The sequence below is a fragment of the Streptomyces sp. NPDC014656 genome, assembly GCF_043084305.1.
GTDB lineage: Bacteria > Actinomycetota > Actinomycetes > Streptomycetales > Streptomycetaceae > Streptomyces.
Genome location: NZ_JBIBZN010000004.1, coordinates 1 through 17669, shown reverse-complemented (window position 1 = coordinate 17669; position 17669 = coordinate 1). Strand labels below are relative to the sequence as shown.

Annotated in this window: 19 protein-coding genes; 13 read left to right on the top strand and 6 right to left on the bottom strand. The window is 71.9% G+C overall.

Annotated features, from left to right (window positions below):
* The first annotated feature begins 28 nt into the window (after nucleotides 1–28).
* From ACF1ED_RS10780 to ACF1ED_RS10765, 4 genes are all read left to right on the top strand, one after another.
* The gene (locus ACF1ED_RS10780) at nucleotides 29–1402 is read left to right on the top strand and encodes a CynX/NimT family MFS transporter (protein WP_391758811.1); all 1374 of its coding nucleotides are present in this window, start codon (nucleotides 29–31) and stop codon (nucleotides 1400–1402) included.
* A 17-nt stretch (nucleotides 1403–1419) separates the two neighbouring features.
* The gene (locus ACF1ED_RS10775; RefSeq protein WP_391758809.1) at nucleotides 1420–1536 is read left to right on the top strand and encodes an SGM_5486 family transporter-associated protein; all 117 of its coding nucleotides are present in this window, start codon (nucleotides 1420–1422) and stop codon (nucleotides 1534–1536) included.
* A 192-nt stretch (nucleotides 1537–1728) separates the two neighbouring features.
* Nucleotides 1729–1932: a hypothetical protein gene (locus ACF1ED_RS10770; RefSeq protein WP_391758807.1), complete on the top strand. Its 204-nt coding sequence runs from the start codon at nucleotides 1729–1731 to the stop codon at nucleotides 1930–1932.
* Between the two features lie 35 nt (nucleotides 1933–1967).
* The gene (locus ACF1ED_RS10765) at nucleotides 1968–2486 is read left to right on the top strand and encodes a SixA phosphatase family protein (protein ID WP_391758805.1); all 519 of its coding nucleotides are present in this window, start codon (nucleotides 1968–1970) and stop codon (nucleotides 2484–2486) included.
* 115 nt (nucleotides 2487–2601) lie between these two features.
* Here ACF1ED_RS10765 and serB read toward each other — a convergent pair whose 3' ends face one another.
* Nucleotides 2602–3843: a phosphoserine phosphatase SerB gene (gene serB, locus ACF1ED_RS10760; protein ID WP_391758803.1), complete on the bottom strand. Its 1242-nt coding sequence runs from the start codon at nucleotides 3841–3843 to the stop codon at nucleotides 2602–2604.
* Nucleotides 3844–4060: 217 nt separating this feature from the next.
* Here serB and ACF1ED_RS10755 point away from each other — a divergent pair, with 217 nt between their 5' ends.
* Nucleotides 4061–6652, top strand: coding sequence for an FHA domain-containing protein (locus tag ACF1ED_RS10755; protein ID WP_391758801.1), 2592 nt, complete (start codon nucleotides 4061–4063; stop codon nucleotides 6650–6652).
* Between the two features lie 72 nt (nucleotides 6653–6724).
* On the opposite strand, the gene ACF1ED_RS10750 is transcribed toward ACF1ED_RS10755, so the two are convergent.
* Nucleotides 6725–7507 (bottom strand): transglycosylase SLT domain-containing protein, encoded by a 783-nt coding sequence (locus ACF1ED_RS10750; RefSeq protein ID WP_391758799.1) that lies wholly within the window; start codon nucleotides 7505–7507, stop codon nucleotides 6725–6727.
* 603 nt (nucleotides 7508–8110) lie between these two features.
* Here ACF1ED_RS10750 and ACF1ED_RS10745 point away from each other — a divergent pair.
* From ACF1ED_RS10745 to ACF1ED_RS10735, 3 genes are all read left to right on the top strand, one after another.
* Nucleotides 8111–9256, top strand: coding sequence for a GAF domain-containing sensor histidine kinase (locus ACF1ED_RS10745; RefSeq protein WP_391758797.1), 1146 nt, complete (start codon nucleotides 8111–8113; stop codon nucleotides 9254–9256).
* Nucleotides 9249–9893 carry a response regulator gene (locus ACF1ED_RS10740; protein ID WP_391758795.1) on the top strand — a complete coding sequence of 215 codons (645 nt, stop codon included), beginning with the start codon at nucleotides 9249–9251 and terminating at the stop codon, nucleotides 9891–9893. Before ACF1ED_RS10745 ends, ACF1ED_RS10740 begins: the two co-directional genes overlap by 8 nt.
* Nucleotides 9894–10047: 154 nt before the next feature.
* The gene (locus tag ACF1ED_RS10735) at nucleotides 10048–10290 is read left to right on the top strand and encodes a chaplin (RefSeq protein ID WP_043219578.1); all 243 of its coding nucleotides are present in this window, start codon (nucleotides 10048–10050) and stop codon (nucleotides 10288–10290) included.
* Nucleotides 10291–10357: 67 nt separating this feature from the next.
* Here the strand turns inward: ACF1ED_RS10735 and ACF1ED_RS10730 are convergent, their stop codons facing one another.
* Nucleotides 10358–11140 carry a hypothetical protein gene (locus ACF1ED_RS10730; protein WP_391758793.1) on the bottom strand — a complete coding sequence of 261 codons (783 nt, stop codon included), beginning with the start codon at nucleotides 11138–11140 and terminating at the stop codon, nucleotides 10358–10360.
* A 144-nt stretch (nucleotides 11141–11284) separates the two neighbouring features.
* Here ACF1ED_RS10730 and ACF1ED_RS10725 point away from each other — a divergent pair, with 144 nt between their 5' ends.
* From ACF1ED_RS10725 to ACF1ED_RS10710, 4 genes are all read left to right on the top strand, one after another.
* Nucleotides 11285–12076 carry an ABC transporter ATP-binding protein gene (locus tag ACF1ED_RS10725; RefSeq protein WP_391758791.1) on the top strand — a complete coding sequence of 264 codons (792 nt, stop codon included), beginning with the start codon at nucleotides 11285–11287 and terminating at the stop codon, nucleotides 12074–12076.
* A gap of 103 nt (nucleotides 12077–12179) precedes the next feature.
* Entirely contained in the window at nucleotides 12180–12608 is a 429-nt protein-coding gene (locus ACF1ED_RS10720) for an NfeD family protein (protein ID WP_391758789.1), read from the top strand.
* Nucleotides 12609–12702: 94 nt separating this feature from the next.
* On the top strand, nucleotides 12703–13650 hold the full coding sequence (locus ACF1ED_RS10715; RefSeq protein WP_391758787.1) for an SPFH domain-containing protein: 948 nt from the start codon (nucleotides 12703–12705) through the stop codon (nucleotides 13648–13650).
* A gap of 108 nt (nucleotides 13651–13758) precedes the next feature.
* Nucleotides 13759–14526, top strand: coding sequence for a sulfite exporter TauE/SafE family protein (locus ACF1ED_RS10710; protein WP_391758785.1), 768 nt, complete (start codon nucleotides 13759–13761; stop codon nucleotides 14524–14526).
* Nucleotides 14527–14585: 59 nt separating this feature from the next.
* Here the strand turns inward: ACF1ED_RS10710 and ACF1ED_RS10705 are convergent, their stop codons facing one another.
* The 3 genes from ACF1ED_RS10705 to ACF1ED_RS10695 all read right to left on the bottom strand — a co-directional run bounded on the left by ACF1ED_RS10705 (nucleotide 14586) and on the right by ACF1ED_RS10695 (nucleotide 16595).
* Nucleotides 14586–15092: an HNH endonuclease gene (locus ACF1ED_RS10705; protein ID WP_391758783.1), complete on the bottom strand. Its 507-nt coding sequence runs from the start codon at nucleotides 15090–15092 to the stop codon at nucleotides 14586–14588.
* A 158-nt stretch (nucleotides 15093–15250) separates the two neighbouring features.
* Nucleotides 15251–15790, bottom strand: a complete 540-nt coding sequence (locus tag ACF1ED_RS10700) for a YbhB/YbcL family Raf kinase inhibitor-like protein (protein ID WP_391758781.1) — start codon at nucleotides 15788–15790, stop codon at nucleotides 15251–15253.
* 22 nt (nucleotides 15791–15812) lie between these two features.
* The gene (locus tag ACF1ED_RS10695; protein WP_391758779.1) at nucleotides 15813–16595 is read right to left on the bottom strand and encodes a sporulation protein; all 783 of its coding nucleotides are present in this window, start codon (nucleotides 16593–16595) and stop codon (nucleotides 15813–15815) included.
* Between the two features lie 87 nt (nucleotides 16596–16682).
* Here ACF1ED_RS10695 and ACF1ED_RS10690 point away from each other — a divergent pair, with 87 nt between their 5' ends.
* Nucleotides 16683–17345 (top strand): DNA-3-methyladenine glycosylase, encoded by a 663-nt coding sequence (locus ACF1ED_RS10690; protein WP_391758777.1) that lies wholly within the window; start codon nucleotides 16683–16685, stop codon nucleotides 17343–17345.
* The last annotated feature ends 324 nt before the right edge of the window (nucleotides 17346–17669 follow it).

Here is a 17669-nt window from a genome sequence, read left to right as displayed (position 1 = left end):
AATCATCCCATGATTCTATGATGGCTTCATGTCAGACGAGCCGAAGACCCTCGACGCCGCCCCCGTACGGCCCTCCTCCGCCCCGCGGGACCCGACATCCACCCCGGAGACCGGCCGCGGCGCCCGCTGGACCCTCGGCCTCGTCTCCGTCGGCCTCGTCCTCGCCGCGCTCAACCTGCGCCCCGCGATCACCAGCCTCGGGGCCCTCCTCGAAGAGGTCAGCGCCGGCCTGCACATGAGCGGCACCGTCGCCGGCGTCCTCACCTCCGTGCCCCCGCTCTGCTTCGCGGTCTTCGGCATCACCGCCCCGCGCCTGGCCCGCCGCTTCGGCCCCGCCGCCGTCGTCTGCGCCGGCATGGCCGCCATCTTCGCGGGCCTGCTGCTGCGCCCCTTCGCGACCGGCACCGCCGGCTTCCTCGCCGCCAGCGCCCTCGCCCTCATGGGCATCGCGGTCAGCAACGTCCTGATGCCGGTGATCGTCAAGCGGTACTTCCCCGACCGCATCGGCTCCATGACCGGCCTGTACTCCATGGCCCTCGCGCTCGGCACCTCGCTCGCCGCCGCCCTCACCGTCCCGATGACCGACGCCCTCGGCGGCGACTGGCGCCTCGGCCTCGGCGTCTGGGCGGTCCTCGCGGCCCTCGCCGTCCTGCCCTGGCTCCCGCTCGTCAAGGACCGCACCGGCGCCGCCCGCACGGAACCGGGCGCCACGCCCCGCGCCACCGCGAGGACCGCCCCCGCCGCCCCGGCGCCCGCGGCCTCCTCCGCCCCCGCCGCCCCGGCGGCGCCCGCCTCCGCCACGCCCTCCGCCGGGACCGCGCCCCGGCCGATCCACCGCAGCCGCACCGCCTGGGCCCTGGCCTGCTTCTTCGGCCTCCAGGCCACCGGCGCGTACATCACCATGGGCTGGATGCCGCAGATCTTCCGCGACTCCGGCGTCCCCGCCTCCACCGCGGGGGTCCTGCTCGCGGTCACCATGGTCATGGGCGTCCCGCTCGCCTTCGTCATCCCGCGCCTCGCCACCCGGATGCGGCAGCAGGGCCCGATCGCCGTCGCCCTCGGCACCTGCGGCCTCGTCGGCTACACCGGCCTGTTCCTCGCCCCGGCCGGGGGCGCCTGGGTCTGGGCCGTGCTCCTCGGCATCTCCAACTGCTCCTTCCCGCTCGCCCTCACCATGATCGGCATGCGCTCGCGCACCGGTGCCGGGGTCGTCCGCCTCTCCGCCTTCGCCCAGAGCGTCGGCTACCTCATCTCCATCCCCGGCCCCCTGCTCGTCGGCGTGCTCTACCAGCACAGCGGCGGCTGGGGCGTGCCGATCGCCCTCATGGGCGGCCTGATGGTGCCGCAGATGATCGTGGGCGTCCTCGCCGGACGGGACCGGACGGTCGAGGACGAATCCTGAGATGCGAGACTGTGCCCATGCCCGTTCTCGAACCCAATCCCCAGGGCGGCCAGAAGAAGCTGCTCCTCGTTTTCGGCGCGATGATCGGCATCACGGTCGTCATCGCCGTCATCGCCTCGATCGCCTCCCCGTGACCCCGCCCCCGGAGGAAGGGGGGTAGGGACAACCCCCGCATCCCCTAGGGGGAAGTCTCAGGGGTGAGTAGGTGGATCACCGGATGGGCCGCGGCCCCCGCGCTCCCTACCGTGGAGACACGCCGCGGTTCCCGCGGTGTCCACCCTCCCCCGAGGACCGCGTCCCGGGGCACCCCCCCCACGGAGGCGGTCATGACGGCCCTCACCCGCACCGGCGGCCGGACCACCCCCGCCGGCGTCGACACCCGGCTGCCCTGGTGGGCCCTCGCCCTCCCGGTGGCCGCCTTCACCGTCCTCCTGCTGCTGGTCACCGGGCCCGGTGAGGCCGCTGCGGCGGGCGGGGACGGCGGGATGGGACACCTCCTCCAGCGCATCGGGCAAACCCTCGCTCTCTGAGTCAGGACGGGCCGATCCGTGCCAAGCTGTGGACCATGAGCGTCGAAACAATCCGCAGGATCGTGCTGCTCCGGCACGCGAAGGCAGACTGGGGCCAGGAGACCGACCACGAGCGGCCGCTGACCGAGCGCGGCCGTCAGGACGCACCCATGGCGGGCCGCCGGCTCGCCCAGTCCGGCATCGACTTCGACCTGGCCCTCTGCTCGACCGCGGCGCGCACCCGCGAGACGTGGAAGCTCGCCGTCCACGAACTGGCCGAGCGGCCCCGGACGGTCTACGAGGAGCGGATCTACGAGGCGTCCCCCGGCGAGCTCATCGCCCTGCTCAACGAGGTCCCGGAGGACGTGGACGACGTCCTCGTCATCGGCCACAACCCCGGCATCCACGGCCTGGCCGACGTGCTGGCCGGCGAGGCCGAGGGCGACGCCCTCGCCCGGATGACCCGCAGCGGCTACCCGACCGCCGCCTACGCCGTCCTCACCTTCACCGGCACCTGGAAGTCCGTCGAGCACGGCGCCGCCCGCCTCGTCGAGTTCTGGACCCCCCACGACTGACCCGCGCACCCGAGCGACCGCCCGCGCGGGCGTACGCGAAGGGGCCCGGCCGTCCTCCCGACGGCCGGGCCCCTTCCCGTACCCGTACGTCCTTCCGGGCGCACGGACCCACGGCTCAGTGGAGCGACTCCTCCGCGCCGTCGTCCGCCGCCTCGACCTCCTCGCGGGTGATCCCCAGCAGGTACAGGACCGTGTCGAGGAACGGCACGTTCACCGCCGTGTGGGCCGCCTCGCGCACCACCGGCTTGGCGTTGAAGGCCACCCCGAGCCCGGCCGCGTTCAGCATGTCCAGGTCGTTGGCGCCGTCGCCGATCGCCACCGTCTGCGCCAGCGGCACCCCGGCCTCCGCCGCGAACCGGCGCAGCAGCCGCGCCTTGCCCGCCCGGTCCACGATCTCGCCCGTCACCCGGCCCGTGAGCTTCCCGTCCACGATCTCCAGGGTGTTGGCCTGGGCGAAGTCCAGCCCGAGCCGCTCCTTCAGATCGTCGGTGACCTGCGTGAAGCCGCCCGAGACCACACCCACCTGGTAGCCGAGCCGCTTGAGGGTGCGGATCAGGGTCCGCGCGCCCGGCGTGAGCCGCACCTCGGCCCGCACCTTGTCCACCACCGACGCGTCCAGGCCCTCCAGGAGCGCCACCCGCGCGTGCAGCGACTGCTCGAAGTCCAGCTCGCCGCGCATCGCCGCCGCCGTCACCTCGGCGACCTTCTCCTCGCACCCCGCGTGCGCCGCGAAGAGCTCGATGACCTCGTCCTGGATCAGCGTCGAGTCCACGTCCATGACGACCAGCCGCTGCGCTCGCCGGTGCAGCCCGGCCGAGACCACGGCCACGTCCACGCCGATGGTGTGCGCCTCGATGGCCAGCGCCGTCCGCAGCGCCTCCGTCGCACAGCCGGAGACCGCGAACTCGACCGCCGTCACCGGGTACTTCGCCAGCCGGAAGATGCGGTCGATGTTGCCGCCCGAACCGGCGATCCTGGCCGCTATGGCCGCCGTCTGCTCGGCCGTCAGCGGGTGCCCCAGCACCGTCACGTGCGAGCGGCCCTCGCCGCGCGGACGGTTGTCGCCGGTGCCCGAGATGATCTCGGCCTGGAGCTTCAGCGACTCCGCCCAGCTGTGCACGGTGGCGCGCAGCTCGCCCTGGGAGGCGACGGTCGGCTCGGTGACCAGCGCGCACAGCACGAGCCGGCCCCGCGAGACGACCTGCTCGATGTCGACGACGTCCACGGAGAAGGCGGCCAGGGTGTCGAAGAGACCGGCGGTGATTCCGGGCCGGTCCTTCCCGAAGATCTTGACGAGAAGCGTGGGCACGTCCGCGGCGGGAACGGCGGGAACGTCCGGTGTCTGCGATGCGCTCATGGTGCTCCCACCGTATCGGGCGCCCGACGCCGTCCGGCGCCCCGTCCCGCGTAGCGGACACCCGGCCGGCCGATCACCGCCCCGGCGGGCCCGGCGGCCCTCCCCCGGCTCTTCACGCCGCCCGACTTTCGGATCGGGGACCCGGCCTGAAATAGTTCCCCAGGATGATTCGCCATCCCTAGGCCCCCCGCGACGGGGGCGCATCGGGGGACACACAGTGGGGCATGGAGTGCCAGAACTCGTACTCGAACTCAACGGCAGGACCTGGACGCTGGAGCCGTCCCGGTCGTACACCCTGGGCCGCGACCCGCAGGGGGACCTGGCCATCGACGACGCCAGGGTCTCGTGGCGGCACGCCACGATCAGCTGGAACGGCCGGAGCTGGGCCATCGAGGACCACGGCTCCACCAACGGCACCTTCGTCGCCGGGCAGCGGATCCAGCAGCTGGAGATCGGCCCCGGGACCGCCGTGCACCTCGGCAACCCGACGGACGGCCCGCGCCTGAACCTGTCCGCCGGACAGGCCGCGCACGCCGGACAGCCGGCCCACGCGGGACAGCAGGGCGCCGCCCCGGTCCCGCCCGCGCAGCAGCAACCGGCCGCGCCGCAGGCCGAGTGGGCCACCCACGACGCCCCGCCGCCCCAGCACGGGGGCTGGCAGCAGCCCGCCCCCCAGCAGCACGGCGGACAGCAGCACGGCGGTCACGTCCCGCCGCAGGTGCCCCACCAGGGGGGCGGTCCGGTCGAGCAGCCGGCCCAGAAGACCAACGGCGCCGCGGGGGCGTCGTCGGCCTACTCCGACCGCAGCCCGACCACCTTCCACCAGCTCGCCCTCGGGCACGTGATGCGCATCGGCCGCGCGCTCGAGAACGAACTGGTCGTCTCCGACCTCCAGGTCTCGCGCCACCACGCCGAGTTCCACGCCACGCCCGACGGCCGCATGGAGATCCGCGACCTCGGCTCGCACAACGGCACCTACGTCAACGGCCAGCCGATCCCCAAGGGCGGCACCGCCCTCCTCGGCCCGCAGGACATCGTCGGCGTCGGCCACTCCACCTTCCGGATCGTCGGCGGCCAGCTGGAAGAGTTCGTCGACACCGGCTCGGTCTCCTTCTCGGCCCGCCACCTCACGGTCACCGTCGACGGCGGCAAGCAGATCCTCAAGGACGTCTCCTTCGGCGTCCCCGAGAAGTCGCTCATCGGCGTCATCGGCCCCTCCGGCTCCGGCAAGTCCACCCTCCTCAAGGCGCTCACCGGCTACCGGCCCGCCAACGAGGGCGACGTCCTCTACGACAACCGCAGCCTCTACAAGCAGTTCGCCGAGCTGCGCCAGCGCATCGGTCTGGTCCCGCAGGACGACATCCTGCACAAGGAGCTGACCGTCCAGAAGGCCCTCCGCTACGCCGCCAAGCTCCGCTTCCCCGGCGACACCGCGACCGCCGAGCGCGAGGCCCGCATCGACGAGGTGCTGCGCGAGCTCAAGCTCGACATCCACAAGGAGAAGAAGGTCACCTCCCTCTCCGGCGGCCAGCGCAAGCGCGTCTCGGTCGCCCTGGAGCTGCTGACCAAGCCCTCGCTGATCTTCCTGGACGAGCCGACCTCCGGCCTCGACCCGGGCATGGACCGCGACGTCATGCAGCTGCTCCGCGGCCTCGCCGACGACGGCCGCACGGTCCTCGTCGTCACCCACTCCGTCGCCGAGCTCGCCCTGTGCGACAAGCTCCTGGTGATGGCGCCCGGCGGCTCCGTGGCGTACTTCGGCCCGCCGGACGAGGCGCTGAACTTCTTCGGCTACACCTCCTGGGCCGACGTCTTCTCGGCCTTCGAGAACTACCGCGACTACGACTGGGCCGGCCGCTGGAAGGGCTCGCAGCACTACCAGCTGTACGCCGCCGACATCGACGCCGTCGCCGCCCAGCCCGTCCACATGCCGCAGCAGGCGATGTCCCGCCCGCCCAAGCCGCAGGGCTGGGGCTCCCAGCTGTGGACCCTGATCCGCCGCTACACCTCGGTGATCGCCTCCGACAAGGGCTTCCTCGCCCTGATGGTGATGCTCCCCGCGGTCATCGGCTCGGTCTCCGTCGTCATCCCGTCCGACTTCGGCCTGGCCCCGCCCACGCCGCCGTCCCGCTTCAACGGCGACGCCGGCATCATCATGCTGATCCTCACGGTCGGCATGTGCTTCTCCGGCGCGGCCAACTCGGTCCGAGAGCTGATCAAGGAACGGGTCATCTACGAGCGGGAGCGCGCCACCGGCCTGTCCCGCTCGGCCTACCTGATGTCCAAGGTGATCGTCCTCGGCGTCATCACCGCCTTCCAGGGCGTCATCCTCTGTGGCATCGGCTTCGCCATCCGCGACCTGCCCGCCGAGGGCCTGCTCATGCCGCCGGCCGTCGAGCTCTGCCTCACCGTCATCGCGCTCGGCCTCACCTCGATGATGGTCGGCCTGGTCATCTCCGCGCTGGTGAAGACCGCCGAGAAGACCATGCCGCTGCTCGTCATGTTCGCGATCGTCCAGGTCGTCTTCACCGGCATCCTCTTCAAGGTCTTCGGCTCGCCCGGCCTGGAGCAGTTCGCCTGGCTCATGCCCTCCCGCTGGGCCATCGCCGGCGCCGGCACCACGCTCGACCTGGCCCACCTGATGGCGCCGTGGGACCCGAAGAACCCCACCGACCTGGACCCCCTGTGGGAGCACAGCGTCGGCCAGTGGAGCTTCAACATCGGCGTGCTGCTGTTCATGACCGTCGTCCTCGGCGTCCTCGTCGCCCGCCTGCTGCGCCGCCACGAGCCCGAGGTCATGCGCAAGTAACGACCCGCGCGCACGCGCCGGAGGGCGGCACCCCGCACAGGGGTGCCGCCCTCCGGCGTTCGCGTCGGCGGCTCAGTACGCGCTGTTGACGTTGTCGATCGAGCCGTACCGGTCGGCCGCGTAGTTGGCGGCGGCGACGATGTTGGCGACCGGGTCGTACTGGTCGAACTTCGTGCCCTTGACGTGGTACGCCTTGAAGGTCGGGTAGATGACCTGGAGCAGGCCCTTGGACGGGACGCCGTTGATGGCGTTGATGTCCCAGTTGTTGATCGCGTACGGGTTGCCGCTGGACTCGCGCATGATGTTCTTGTGCAGGCCGTGGTACGAGCCCGGGATGTCGTGCTTGTCCATGATGTACAGCGCCTCGCGGATCCAGCCGTCGAGGTTGTTCGCGAAGACCGGGGTCCGGGTGACGGACCGGCTCGCGGCCGTCTTCGTCGCGGCGCGCTTCTTCGCGGCGGCCTTCGCCTTCGCCGCGGCCTTCGCCTCGGCGGCCCGCTTCTTCGCGGCGGCATCGGCCTTCGCCTTGGCGGCGGCCTTCGCCTTCGCGGCCTTCGCCTTGGCCGCGGCCTGGGCCTTGGCCTTCGCCGCGGCGTCCAGCTTGGCCTGCAGGCCGATGGTGGTGTGCTGGTCGGTCACGCTCGCGGCCAGCGCCTTGGCCTGCGGGCTGGCGGCGTCATAGGACCACGCGACCCGCTGGCTCGTGTTCAGCGCCTGCGGCTCGGTCTCCGTGGAGCCGTTGCCCGGCACGAGGGAGAGGGTGAGCGCGGCAGCGCCCAGGGCGGCGACACCGGCGATCGTGGCCTTGTGGGTCTTCTTCAGACCACGACTGTGGCCAGGGGTGTTCTGAGACATGCAGGACTACCTCTTCGAATCGCTGGGGGTCGCTGGGCCGGGGCGGCGCTGCGCCTGCTCGGCGGCGACGGGGGCAATTCTTAGCGGCAGCAAAATCCGGTGGCAAAGGTGTGACGTACGATCCCGGGTAGTGGATCAGGGACTCGTGTACGTGCCCGAGACCGGCCTTCTGGGCCGGTTCGTCCCGCACCAAACCACCCCAGACCGCTCCACTAGGGAGCTTCGTAAGTGACCTGCGTCCTATGCGAGGGCTCACATGGGCGGCGTGACGAACTCACTCGGGGTTGCTCAAGCAATGCACACGGTGAGCCTCCTCCGCCGCAAGGAGGAGACGCCCGCCCCCGGACTCCTCCCGACGGAGAACCCCCTCCCCACCACGGCGTACGCGCCCGCCCCCTCACGCACGCGCGCGCGTGCTCCCCTTCCCCTTCCACCCCGACGCCCCGGACCGCACCAGGGACCCCGGGGCCCCACGCTCCGGAGGCCCGAGCCCCCGCCCCCGGGGTCGGGGGGGCGGGGGCACTTCGACCTAGGTCCCGAGACCCCTCCGGCGCCGTCCACGGCCCCATACGGACCGTCACGCCCCGCCGGTACGGTGAAGCCATGAGCCACCGACCGAGCTCCGGCCTCGCCGCCGTGAGCACCGCACTCCTGGCGATGAGCCGGCAGATGGAGGTCCGCGACGTCCTCAAGACGATCGTCGCCTCCGCCCGCGAGCTCCTCGACGCCGAGTACGCGGCCCTGGGCGTCCCCGACGACCACGGGGGCTTCGCCCAGTTCGTCGTCGACGGCGTCTCCGACGAACAGTGGAAGGCCATCGGCCCGCTGCCCCGGCAGCACGGCGTCCTCGCCGCGATGCTCCACAAGGCCGAGCCCGAGCGGCTCGCCGACGTCCGCGAGGACCCCCGCTTCGGCGGCTGGCCCGACGCCCACCCCGAGCTCTCCGACTTCCTCGGCCTTCCCGTCCGCGACGGCGACGAGACCCTGGGCGCCCTCTTCCTCGCCAACAAGCGCTGCCCCAGGCCCGAGGGCGGCTGCGGCTTCACCGCCGAGGACGAGGAGCTGCTCGGCATCCTCGCCCAGCACGCCGCCATCGCCCTCACCAACGCCCGGCTGTACGAGCGCAGCCGCGAGCTCACCATCGCCGAGGAGCGCTCCCGGCTCGCCCACGAGCTGCACGACGCCGTCAGCCAGAAGCTCTTCTCCCTCCGGCTCACCGCCCAGGCCGCCGCCGCCCTCGTCGACCGCGACCCGGCCCGGGCCAAGGTCGAGCTCCAGCAGGTCGCCGCGCTCGCCGCCGAGGCCGCCGACGAGCTGCGCGCCGCCGTCGTGGAGCTCCGCCCCGCCGCCCTCGACGAGGACGGCCTCGTCCACACCCTGCGCACCCAGGTCCAGGTCCTCGACCGCGCCCACACGGCCACGGTCGTCTTCGACAGCCCCGGCATCCGCGCCCTGCCCGCCGCCCAGGAGGAGGCCGTCCTGCGGGTCGCCCAGGAGGCCCTGCACAACGCGCTGCGGCACGCCGACGCCGCCCTGGTCACCGTCGCCCTCACCCGGCACGGCCAGGGCGCCCGGCTCACCGTCACGGACGACGGCCGCGGCTTCGACCCGAGGACGGTCCGCAGCGCCGGCCGCCACCTCGGCCTGGTGTCCATGCGCGACCGCTCCGCCGGAGTCGGCGGCGCCCTCACCGTGACCTCGGCCCCCGGCCGGGGCACCACCATCGAGATGGAGGTCCCCGGTGGCTGACAAGCCCATCCGCGTGCTCCTGGTCGACGACCACCAGGTCGTCCGCCGCGGCCTGCGCACCTTCCTGGAGGTCCAGGACGACATAGAGGTCGTCGGCGAGGCCGCCGACGGCGCCGAGGGCGTCGCCCGCGCGGAGGAGCTCCGCCCCGACGTCGTCCTCATGGACGTCAAGATGCCCGGCACCGACGGCATCGAGGCCCTCAAGCGGCTGCGGGCCCTCGCCAACCCGGCGAAGGTCCTCATCGTCACCAGCTTCACCGAGCAGCGCACCGTCGTCCCCGCCCTGCGCGCCGGCGCCTCCGGGTACGTCTACAAGGACGTCGACCCCGACGCCCTGGCCGGCGCCATCCGCTCCGTCCACGCCGGCCACATCCTGCTCCAGCCCGAGGTGGCCGGCGCCCTCCTCGCCCAGGACGACCCCCAGGGCGGTACGGGCCGGGGCACCACCCTCACCGAGCGCGAGCGCGAGGTCCTCGGCCTCATCGCCGACGGGCGCTCCAACCGCGAGATCGCCCGCGCCCTGGTCCTCTCCGAGAAGACGGTGAAGACCCACGTCTCGAACATCCTCATGAAACTGGACCTGGCCGACCGCACCCAGGCGGCGCTCTGGGCGGTCCGCCACGGCCTCACCACCTGAAACGCTCCGTCCACGCGCCGGGGCGCACGCCCGTTCAGAAGGTCATCCCCCCGGGTGCACATCCCCCATTCGGCGCAACCCCGCGAGGACGCGGACGTTCTCCAGGGCGTGCTGCGGCGGACCGGCCGCAGCGATGACCAGGAGGAAGTACCAAGTGAAGAACCTCAAGAAGGCCGCTGCCCTCACCATGGTCGCCGGTGGCATCGTCGCCGCCGGTGCCGGTGTCGCCTCCGCCCACGGCGCCGAGGCCGACGGCAAGGCCCTCAACTCCCCGGGCGTCGCCTCCGGCAACCTGGTGCAGGTCCCGGTCCACGTCCCCGTGAACGTCTCCGGCAACACGGTCAACGTGATCGGCCTGCTCAACCCGGCCTTCGGCAACCACGCCCTCAACGGCTGACCAGCTCCACCCACGGCCCCCGGAGACCCCTTCCGGGGGCCGTCCCCTCGTTCGCGGCCCGCACCCCTCAGCCCCGCTCCCGCTCCTCCACCCACGCGTTGTACGCCGCGACCTGCGCCCGCCGAGCCACCCGCTCCACCGGAGCCAGCGCGGCACCCCGCGCCGCCATCTCCGACGCGCTCACCGCGCCCCCGTGCCCGTTCCCGTACGCCAGGCCGACCATCAGCCCGACGCGCTGCGCCAGCTCCAGGACCCGGACCGCCCGCGGCGGGTAGCCGGGGGCCAGGACCTCGCGGCCGGCCTCCGCCCGCGCCCGGTACGCGTCCCGCGCCGCCTCCGCCGCCGGCCCCGACGCCGCCACGTCCAGCCGGGTCAGCGCCGCCGTCGCGTCCCGCAGCGCCTCCGCCAGCTCCCGCTCCGCCTCGCCCAGCGACGGCACGTCGGCCGGCGGGGCCTCCCGTACCGCCAGGCAGTGCCACACCACCTCGACGTGCACGTCCCCGCGCGGCCCCGCCTCCGAGACCTCGGGCACCAGCCCGTACGGCGCGCCGTACCCGACCACCGCCTCCTCCGCCTCCAACGCGCGCGCGTTGAAGTCCGGCGGACCGCTCAGCCCCAGCGGATGCCCCGGCGCCGGCAGCGCCACCCGCCACCCGGTCACCCCGAGCCGCCGCAGCCGCCCCAGCGCCAGCGTCAGCCCCACCGGGCCCGTCTCGCCCGGCAGCCCCGCCACGCGGTGCACCGCGTCCTCCCCGACAATCGCAAGCGCCGCGTCGTCCGGCGACACCTCCCCGGCCAGCAGGGCGTTGCCCCAGGCGGCCAGGCGTCCTGAACGTGGTTCCGAAAGCATCCCCCCAGAGTAAGGACCCGAACGACGCCCTAGGGACCGGCCCGCCCCGCCGATGACGTAGGTTTTCCCGTGGACGCCGCGCCCGCGGCCCAAGGCGACGACACGAGCCCACGCGACTCGACGGCAAGGGGAGACAACGCGCTCATGAGCGATGTACTGGAGCTGGTGGACGTATCCGTGGTCCGCGACGGACGCGCTCTGGTGGACGGGGTCTCCTGGTCGGTCAAGGAAGGGGAGCGCTGGGTCATCCTCGGCCCGAACGGCGCCGGCAAGACCACCCTCCTCAACCTCGCCTCCAGCTACCTCTACCCCACCTCCGGCACCGCCACCATCCTCGGCGAGCGCCTCGGCGGCGTCGACGTCTTCGAGCTGCGCCCCCGCATCGGCATGGCCGGCATCGCCATGGCGGAGAAGCTCCCCAAGCGCCAGACCGTCCTGCAGACCGTCCTCACCGCCGCGTACGGCATGACCGCCACCTGGCACGAGGACTACGACCCGGTCGACGAGGCCCGCGCCCGCGCCTTCCTCGACCGCCTCGGCATGAACGACTACCTGGACCGGAGGTTCGGCACCCTCTCCGAGGGCGAGCGCAAGCGGACCCTGATCGCCCGCGCGATGATGACCGACCCGGAGCTCCTCCTCCTCGACGAGCCCGCCGCCGGTCTCGACCTCGGCGGCCGCGAGGACCTGGTCCGCCGCCTCGGCCGCCTGGCCAGGGATCCGTACGCCCCCTCCATGATCATGGTCACCCACCACGTCGAGGAGATCGCCCCCGGCTTCACCCACGTCCTGATGATCCGTCAGGGCAAGGTGCTCGCCGCGGGACCCATGGAGGACGAGCTCAACTCCCGCAACCTCTCCCGCTGTTTCGGCCTCCCGCTCGTCGTCGAGCGCGTCGGCGACCGCTGGACCGCCCAGGGCCTACCCCTCAAGTAGCCCCGCCCGACAGGGCCGTGACCCGCCGTGACCCGCACAGCCACGGCACCGGTACCGCACCGCGCCCTGTCCGATCCGGCCCCACCCGCCCTACCATGACCCTGTGGACATCGACGCATGGATCTGGTGGCTGATCGGCGCGGTGGGGCTCGGCATTCCCCTGGTCCTCACCGCCATGCCGGAGTTCGGCATGTTCGCCGTCGGCGCGGTCGCCGGAGCGGTCACCGCCGCCCTCGGCTTCGACGTCACCGCACAGGTGATCGTCTTCGTGATCGTCTCCGTCGCGCTCGTCGCCGTGGTGCGCCCCATCGCGGTCCGGCACCGCACCGGCACCCCCGCCCACGCCACCGGCATCGACGCCCTGAAGGGCCGTCAGGCCCGGGTTCTGGAACGGGTCGACGCCGAGGGCGGCCGCATCAAGCTCGCCGGAGAGATCTGGTCGGCCCGCTCCCTCGACGCCGGCCGCGTCTTCGAGCCGGGCGACGAGGTCGACGTCGTCGAGATCGAAGGAGCGACCGCGGTCGTCATCTGACCGAAGCCCGCCCCCGGCGCCCCGGCGGCGTGGGAAACTCGATCATCGGAAGAAACCCGGCAGACAACCGGCAGCGAAGGGCACGGGGAACACGATGTCAGCAGTCATCATCGTCCTGATCATTCTGGTGGTGCTCGTCTTCATCGCCCTGATCAAGACGATCCAGGTCATCCCGCAGGCCAGCGCCGCGATCGTGGAGCGCTTCGGCCGCTACACCCGCACCCTCAACGCCGGCCTCAACATCGTCGTCCCGTTCATCGACACGATCCGCAACCGCATCGACCTCCGCGAGCAGGTCGTCCCCTTCCCGCCCCAGCCGGTGATCACCCAGGACAACCTGGTCGTCAACATCGACACCGTCATCTACTACCAGGTGACCGACGCGCGGGCCGCGACCTACGAGGTCGCCAGCTACATCCAGGCCATCGAGCAGCTCACCGTCACCACCCTGCGCAACATCATCGGCGGCATGGACCTGGAGCGGACCCTCACCTCCCGCGAGGACATCAACGCCGCCCTCCGCGGCGTCCTCGACGAGGCCACCGGCAAGTGGGGCATCCGCGTCAACCGCGTCGAGCTCAAGGCCATCGAGCCGCCGACCTCCATCCAGGACTCGATGGAGAAGCAGATGCGCGCCGACCGCGACAAGCGCGCCGCCATCCTCCAGGCCGAGGGCGTCCGACAGTCCGAGATCCTCCGCGCCGAGGGCGAGAAGCAGTCCGCGATCCTCCGCGCCGAGGGCGAGTCCCAGGCCGCGGCCCTCAGGGCGGAGGGCGAGGCCCAGGCCGTCCGCACCGTCTTCGAGGCCATCCACGCCGGCGACCCGGACCAGAAGCTCCTCTCGTACCAGTACCTCCAGATGCTCCCGAAGATCGCCGAGGGCGACGCCAACAAGCTCTGGATCGTGCCCAGCGAGATCGGCGACGCCCTCAAGGGCCTCTCCGGCGCCCTCGGCGGCGGCCTGGGCCAGGGCGGCGCCCCCGCCCCCTCCTTCTCCAAGGACGTCCCGTCCGCCAGGCGAGAAGAACCCACCGTCGACTGACCGATTGCTGACACGTACACGTAACTCCGTGCATGATCGGTGCGAGCCCCTCGACCCTGCCGCACGCAGGGCGGGGAGGCGAGCCACTGACCATGTGAGGAAACGGCTTTGTCCATCTGGGAAGCCCTGGCGGTCTTCGCCGCCGGCATCGGCGCCGGCGCCATCAACACCATCGTCGGATCGGGGACGCTCATCACGTTCCCGGTCCTCCTCGCGACCGGACTCCCTCCGATCACCGCGAACGTCTCCAACGCCCTCGGCCTCGTCCCCGGCTCCATCAGCGGCGCCATCGGCTACCGCCGCGAACTCAAGGGCCAGACCCGCCGGGTGCTCCGCCTCGGCGCCGCCGCCCTCGTCGGCGGCCTGATCGGCGCGATCCTGCTGCTCGCCCTGCCCACCGAGGCGTTCGACGCGATCGTCCCCGTCCTCATCGGACTGGCGCTCCTCCTCGTCCTCCTCCAGCCCCGCATCGCCGCCGCCGTCCAGCGCCGCCGCGAGCGGACCGGCAGCGAGTCCCACCCCGACGGCGGCCCCGTCCTCCTCACCGGCCTCACCCTCGCCAGCATGTACGGCGGCTACTTCGGCGCCGCCCAGGGAGTCCTCTACCTCTCCCTGATGGGCCTCCTCCTCGACGACGACCTCCAGCGGATCAACGCGGTCAAGAACGTCCTCGGCGCCCTCGTCAACGGCGTCGCCGCCGTCTTCTTCCTCTTCGTCGCAGACTTCGACTGGACCGCCGTCCTCCTCATCGCCGTCGGCTCCACCCTCGGCGGCCAGATCGGCGCCAAGGTCGGCCGCCGCCTCAAGCCCGCCGTCCTGCGCGGCGTGATCATCGCCGTCGGCGTCGTCGCCATCCTCCAGCTCACCCTGAAGTGACCCCGGCATGACGTGAGGGCCCGCCCCCGACAGGGCCGGGCCCTCCACGTCCGTACGGATCAGGCGGCGCTACGGGCCAGCCACTCCGGCAGCTGCGAGCGCTCACCCGCCCGCATCGCCAGCAGCATCGCGTCCGCCGGCGTCGGCTCGAACGGCTCGAAGAGCAAGGGCATCCCCGCCTGCTCCGGCGTCCGGTCGGCCTTCCTGTGGTTGTCCTCCGCGCAGGAAGCGACCGTATTCAGCCAACTGTCCCCACCACCCTGCGCCCGCGGCACCACGTGGTCCACGGTCGTCGCGCGCCTCCCGCAGTACGCGCACCGGTGCTGGTCCCTGACCAGCACCCCCCTCCTCGACCACGGAGCCTGTCTTCGGAACGGCACCCGGACGAAACGGCAGAGCCTGATCACCCGCGGCACCGGAAGGTCGACGGCGGCGGCACGCACCCGCAGGTCGGGGTGGGACTGCTCCACGACGGCCTTGTCCTGCAGGACAAGCACCACCGCACGGTTGAGTGTCACCGTCGACAGCGGCTCGAAGCTCGCGTTCAGTACCAGCGTGTCCCGCATTGTGCCCACCTCCCGTTGTGCCGGCCCACCCCCCTGGTGAGCTTGGATCAAACGATGGCCGGGCAGGCCGGGGTCGGACAACGCAATTTCCTGCGCAACAAAAGATGCCCGCTTCTGATCTCTCCAAGACCAGAAGCGGGCAAACAACAAACGAACGATCAGCCTTCCGCGGGAGCCGCGTACTCACCCGTCAACTGGGCCCGGCCCAGCGTGTGGAAGCGCAGATTGAACCCGACCACGGCCGGCGAGGCGTCCGCGTCCGGCCCCAGCTTCTCCGTGTCCACCGCGTAGACCGTGAACACGTAGCGGTGCGCCGGGTCCCCGGCCGGCGGGGCGGCCCCGCCGAAGTCCTTCGACCCGTAGTCGTTCCGCGCGTGCACCGCACCGGCCGGCAGCCCCTCGAAACCGCCCGAGCCGGCGCCCGCGGGAAGCTCGGTGACCGACGCCGGGATGTCGAAGAGCACCCAGTGCCAGAACCCGCTGCCCGTCGGCGCGTCCGGATCGAAGCAGGTCACGGCGAAGCTCTTGGTCTCCGCCGGGAACCCGTCCCACCGCAGCTGAGGAGAGAGGTTCCCCTCCGCGTACACCTGGGCGTCCTTCAGCACCCCGCCGGGCGCCACGTCGTCGCTCGTCACCGCGAACTCCGCCACCGGCGGGTGGAAGGCGTGGGGGAGCGGTGCCCTCTGGCCCTCGGACATGTCGTACCTCCGCTTCGTCCTGCTACATCCAGTTGCGACGGCCGCCGACCTCGGCGAGCCACTGGTTGAGGTAAGCGTTCCAGTCGGTGCCCTGGTAGTCGTTCAGACCCACCTTGAACGCCCGGAAGGAGTCGCTGCCCTCGGTGAACAGCCCCGGCTTCTTGTCCATCTCCAGGACGACGTCCATCTCGCGGTCGTCGGCGACGAAGCTGACCTCGACCTGGTTCAGGCCGCGGTACTGCTGCGGCGCGAAGAACTCGATCTCCTGGTAGAAGGGGAGCCGCTGGCGGGTGCCCCGGATGTGCCCGCGCTCCATGTCCGCGCTCTTGAAGCGGAAGCCCAGCTGGATGAAGGCGTCGAGGATCGCCTGCTGCGCCGGCAGCGGGTGCACGTTGATCGGGTCGAGGTCGCCCGAGTCCACCGCGCGGGCGATCTCCAGCTCGGTGCTGACGCCGATCTCCATGCCGTGCAGACGCTGCCCGCCGATCGTGTTGACCGGGGTCTCCCACGGGATCTCCAGGCCGAAGGGCACCACGTGCACCGCGCCGGCCTTCACCTCGAACGCACCGCCGAGCCGGGTCTTCACGAACACGACGTCCTGCTTGTGCTCCTGGTCGCCGCCCTCGACCTCCACGCGCGCCTGGAGACCGACGGACAGGCCCTCGATCTGCTGGTCGACGCTGCCGCCCTGGATCCTGACCTCACCCTGGACGACACCGCCCGGGACGACGTTCTCCTCGGTGAGCACCGTCTCGACGGTCGCCCCACCGGCACCCAGGCTGGCCAGCAGCTTCTTGAATCCCATGCCACTCTCTCCTTCTCGTTCCTGTCCCCTACATACGCGCGACGACCGTAGCGGGTTCCACCGCGCTCCCCGTTACGCTCGGACGCCATGAGCGAGAGCCCCGACCGTACGCCGCTCCCGAGGAGCTTCTTCGACCGCCCCGTCCTGGAGGTCGCCCCCGACCTCCTCGGCCGCACCCTGGTGCGGACGACCGACGAGGGCCGCATCGAACTGAGACTCACCGAGGTGGAGGCGTACGCCGGAGCGATCGACCCCGGCTCGCACGCCTTCCGGGGCCGCACGCCCCGCAACGCCTCCATGTTCGGCCCGCCCGGCCACGCGTACGTCTACTTCACCTACGGCATGTGGCACTGCCTGAACCTGGTGTGCGGCCCCGAGGGCGAGGCGAGCGGCGTACTGCTCCGCGCGGGCGAAATCCTGCGTGGCGCGGAGCTGGCCCGCCCCCGCCGCCGCTCGGCCCGCAAGGACGCCGAACTGGCGAAGGGCCCGGCCCGCCTCGCCACCGCCCTCGACGTACCCGGCTCCCTGAACGGCACCGACGTCTGCGCCGGCCCGGACGCCCCCCTCGCCGTCCTCACCGGCACCCCGCCGGCCCCGTCCCGCATCCGTACGGGCCCGCGCACCGGCGTCGGCGGCGACGGCGCCCCGCACCCCTGGCGCTTCTGGATCGCCGAGGACCCCACCGTCAGTCCGTACCGTCCCCACACGCCCCGGAAACGCCGACTTGACCCGGCCCGAACGGAGGCGTAACGTGGCCCGAGCCGCTTGAGACGGTGGTGCTTGTTCAAGCACCCCGAGAGCGGCCATCCACTTCACAGCGACGAATCCCTACGGGGCCTATTTCGGCATGCCGAAATAGATTCCAAATGGCTCGATTATGAGTCACCAGGGAAATCGGCTAAAGTAGTGGACACGCCGGAAGGCCCCGAGGAAAACAAATTCGGGACCGGAAAGCACCGAGGAAATCGGGTCGGAAAGATCTGATAGAGTCGGAAACGAAGGAAGCGCCCGGAGGGCCCGGAAACGGGAACGAAGGAAGCGTCCGCACCTTGAGAACTCAACAGCGTGCCAAAA

Excerpts from the sequence above, each read along its gene's own strand:
- ACF1ED_RS10780 (WP_391758811.1), top strand. The coding sequence starts at position 29 with ATGTCAGACGAGCCGAAGACCCTCGACGCCGCCCCCGTACGGCCCTCC.
- ACF1ED_RS10775 (WP_391758809.1), top strand. The coding sequence starts at position 1,420 with ATGCCCGTTCTCGAACCCAATCCCCAGGGCGGCCAGAAGAAGCTGCTC.
- ACF1ED_RS10770 (WP_391758807.1), top strand. The coding sequence starts at position 1,729 with ATGACGGCCCTCACCCGCACCGGCGGCCGGACCACCCCCGCCGGCGTC.
- ACF1ED_RS10765 (WP_391758805.1), top strand. The coding sequence starts at position 1,968 with ATGAGCGTCGAAACAATCCGCAGGATCGTGCTGCTCCGGCACGCGAAG.
- serB (WP_391758803.1), bottom strand. The coding sequence starts at position 3,843 with ATGAGCGCATCGCAGACACCGGACGTTCCCGCCGTTCCCGCCGCGGAC.
- ACF1ED_RS10750 (WP_391758799.1), bottom strand. The coding sequence starts at position 7,507 with ATGTCTCAGAACACCCCTGGCCACAGTCGTGGTCTGAAGAAGACCCAC.
- ACF1ED_RS10745 (WP_391758797.1), top strand. The coding sequence starts at position 8,111 with ATGAGCCACCGACCGAGCTCCGGCCTCGCCGCCGTGAGCACCGCACTC.
- ACF1ED_RS10730 (WP_391758793.1), bottom strand. The coding sequence starts at position 11,140 with ATGCTTTCGGAACCACGTTCAGGACGCCTGGCCGCCTGGGGCAACGCC.
- ACF1ED_RS10725 (WP_391758791.1), top strand. The coding sequence starts at position 11,285 with ATGAGCGATGTACTGGAGCTGGTGGACGTATCCGTGGTCCGCGACGGA.
- ACF1ED_RS10715 (WP_391758787.1), top strand. The coding sequence starts at position 12,703 with ATGTCAGCAGTCATCATCGTCCTGATCATTCTGGTGGTGCTCGTCTTC.
- ACF1ED_RS10705 (WP_391758783.1), bottom strand. The coding sequence starts at position 15,092 with ATGCGGGACACGCTGGTACTGAACGCGAGCTTCGAGCCGCTGTCGACG.
- ACF1ED_RS10700 (WP_391758781.1), bottom strand. The coding sequence starts at position 15,790 with ATGTCCGAGGGCCAGAGGGCACCGCTCCCCCACGCCTTCCACCCGCCG.
- ACF1ED_RS10695 (WP_391758779.1), bottom strand. The coding sequence starts at position 16,595 with ATGGGATTCAAGAAGCTGCTGGCCAGCCTGGGTGCCGGTGGGGCGACC.
- ACF1ED_RS10690 (WP_391758777.1), top strand. The coding sequence starts at position 16,683 with ATGAGCGAGAGCCCCGACCGTACGCCGCTCCCGAGGAGCTTCTTCGAC.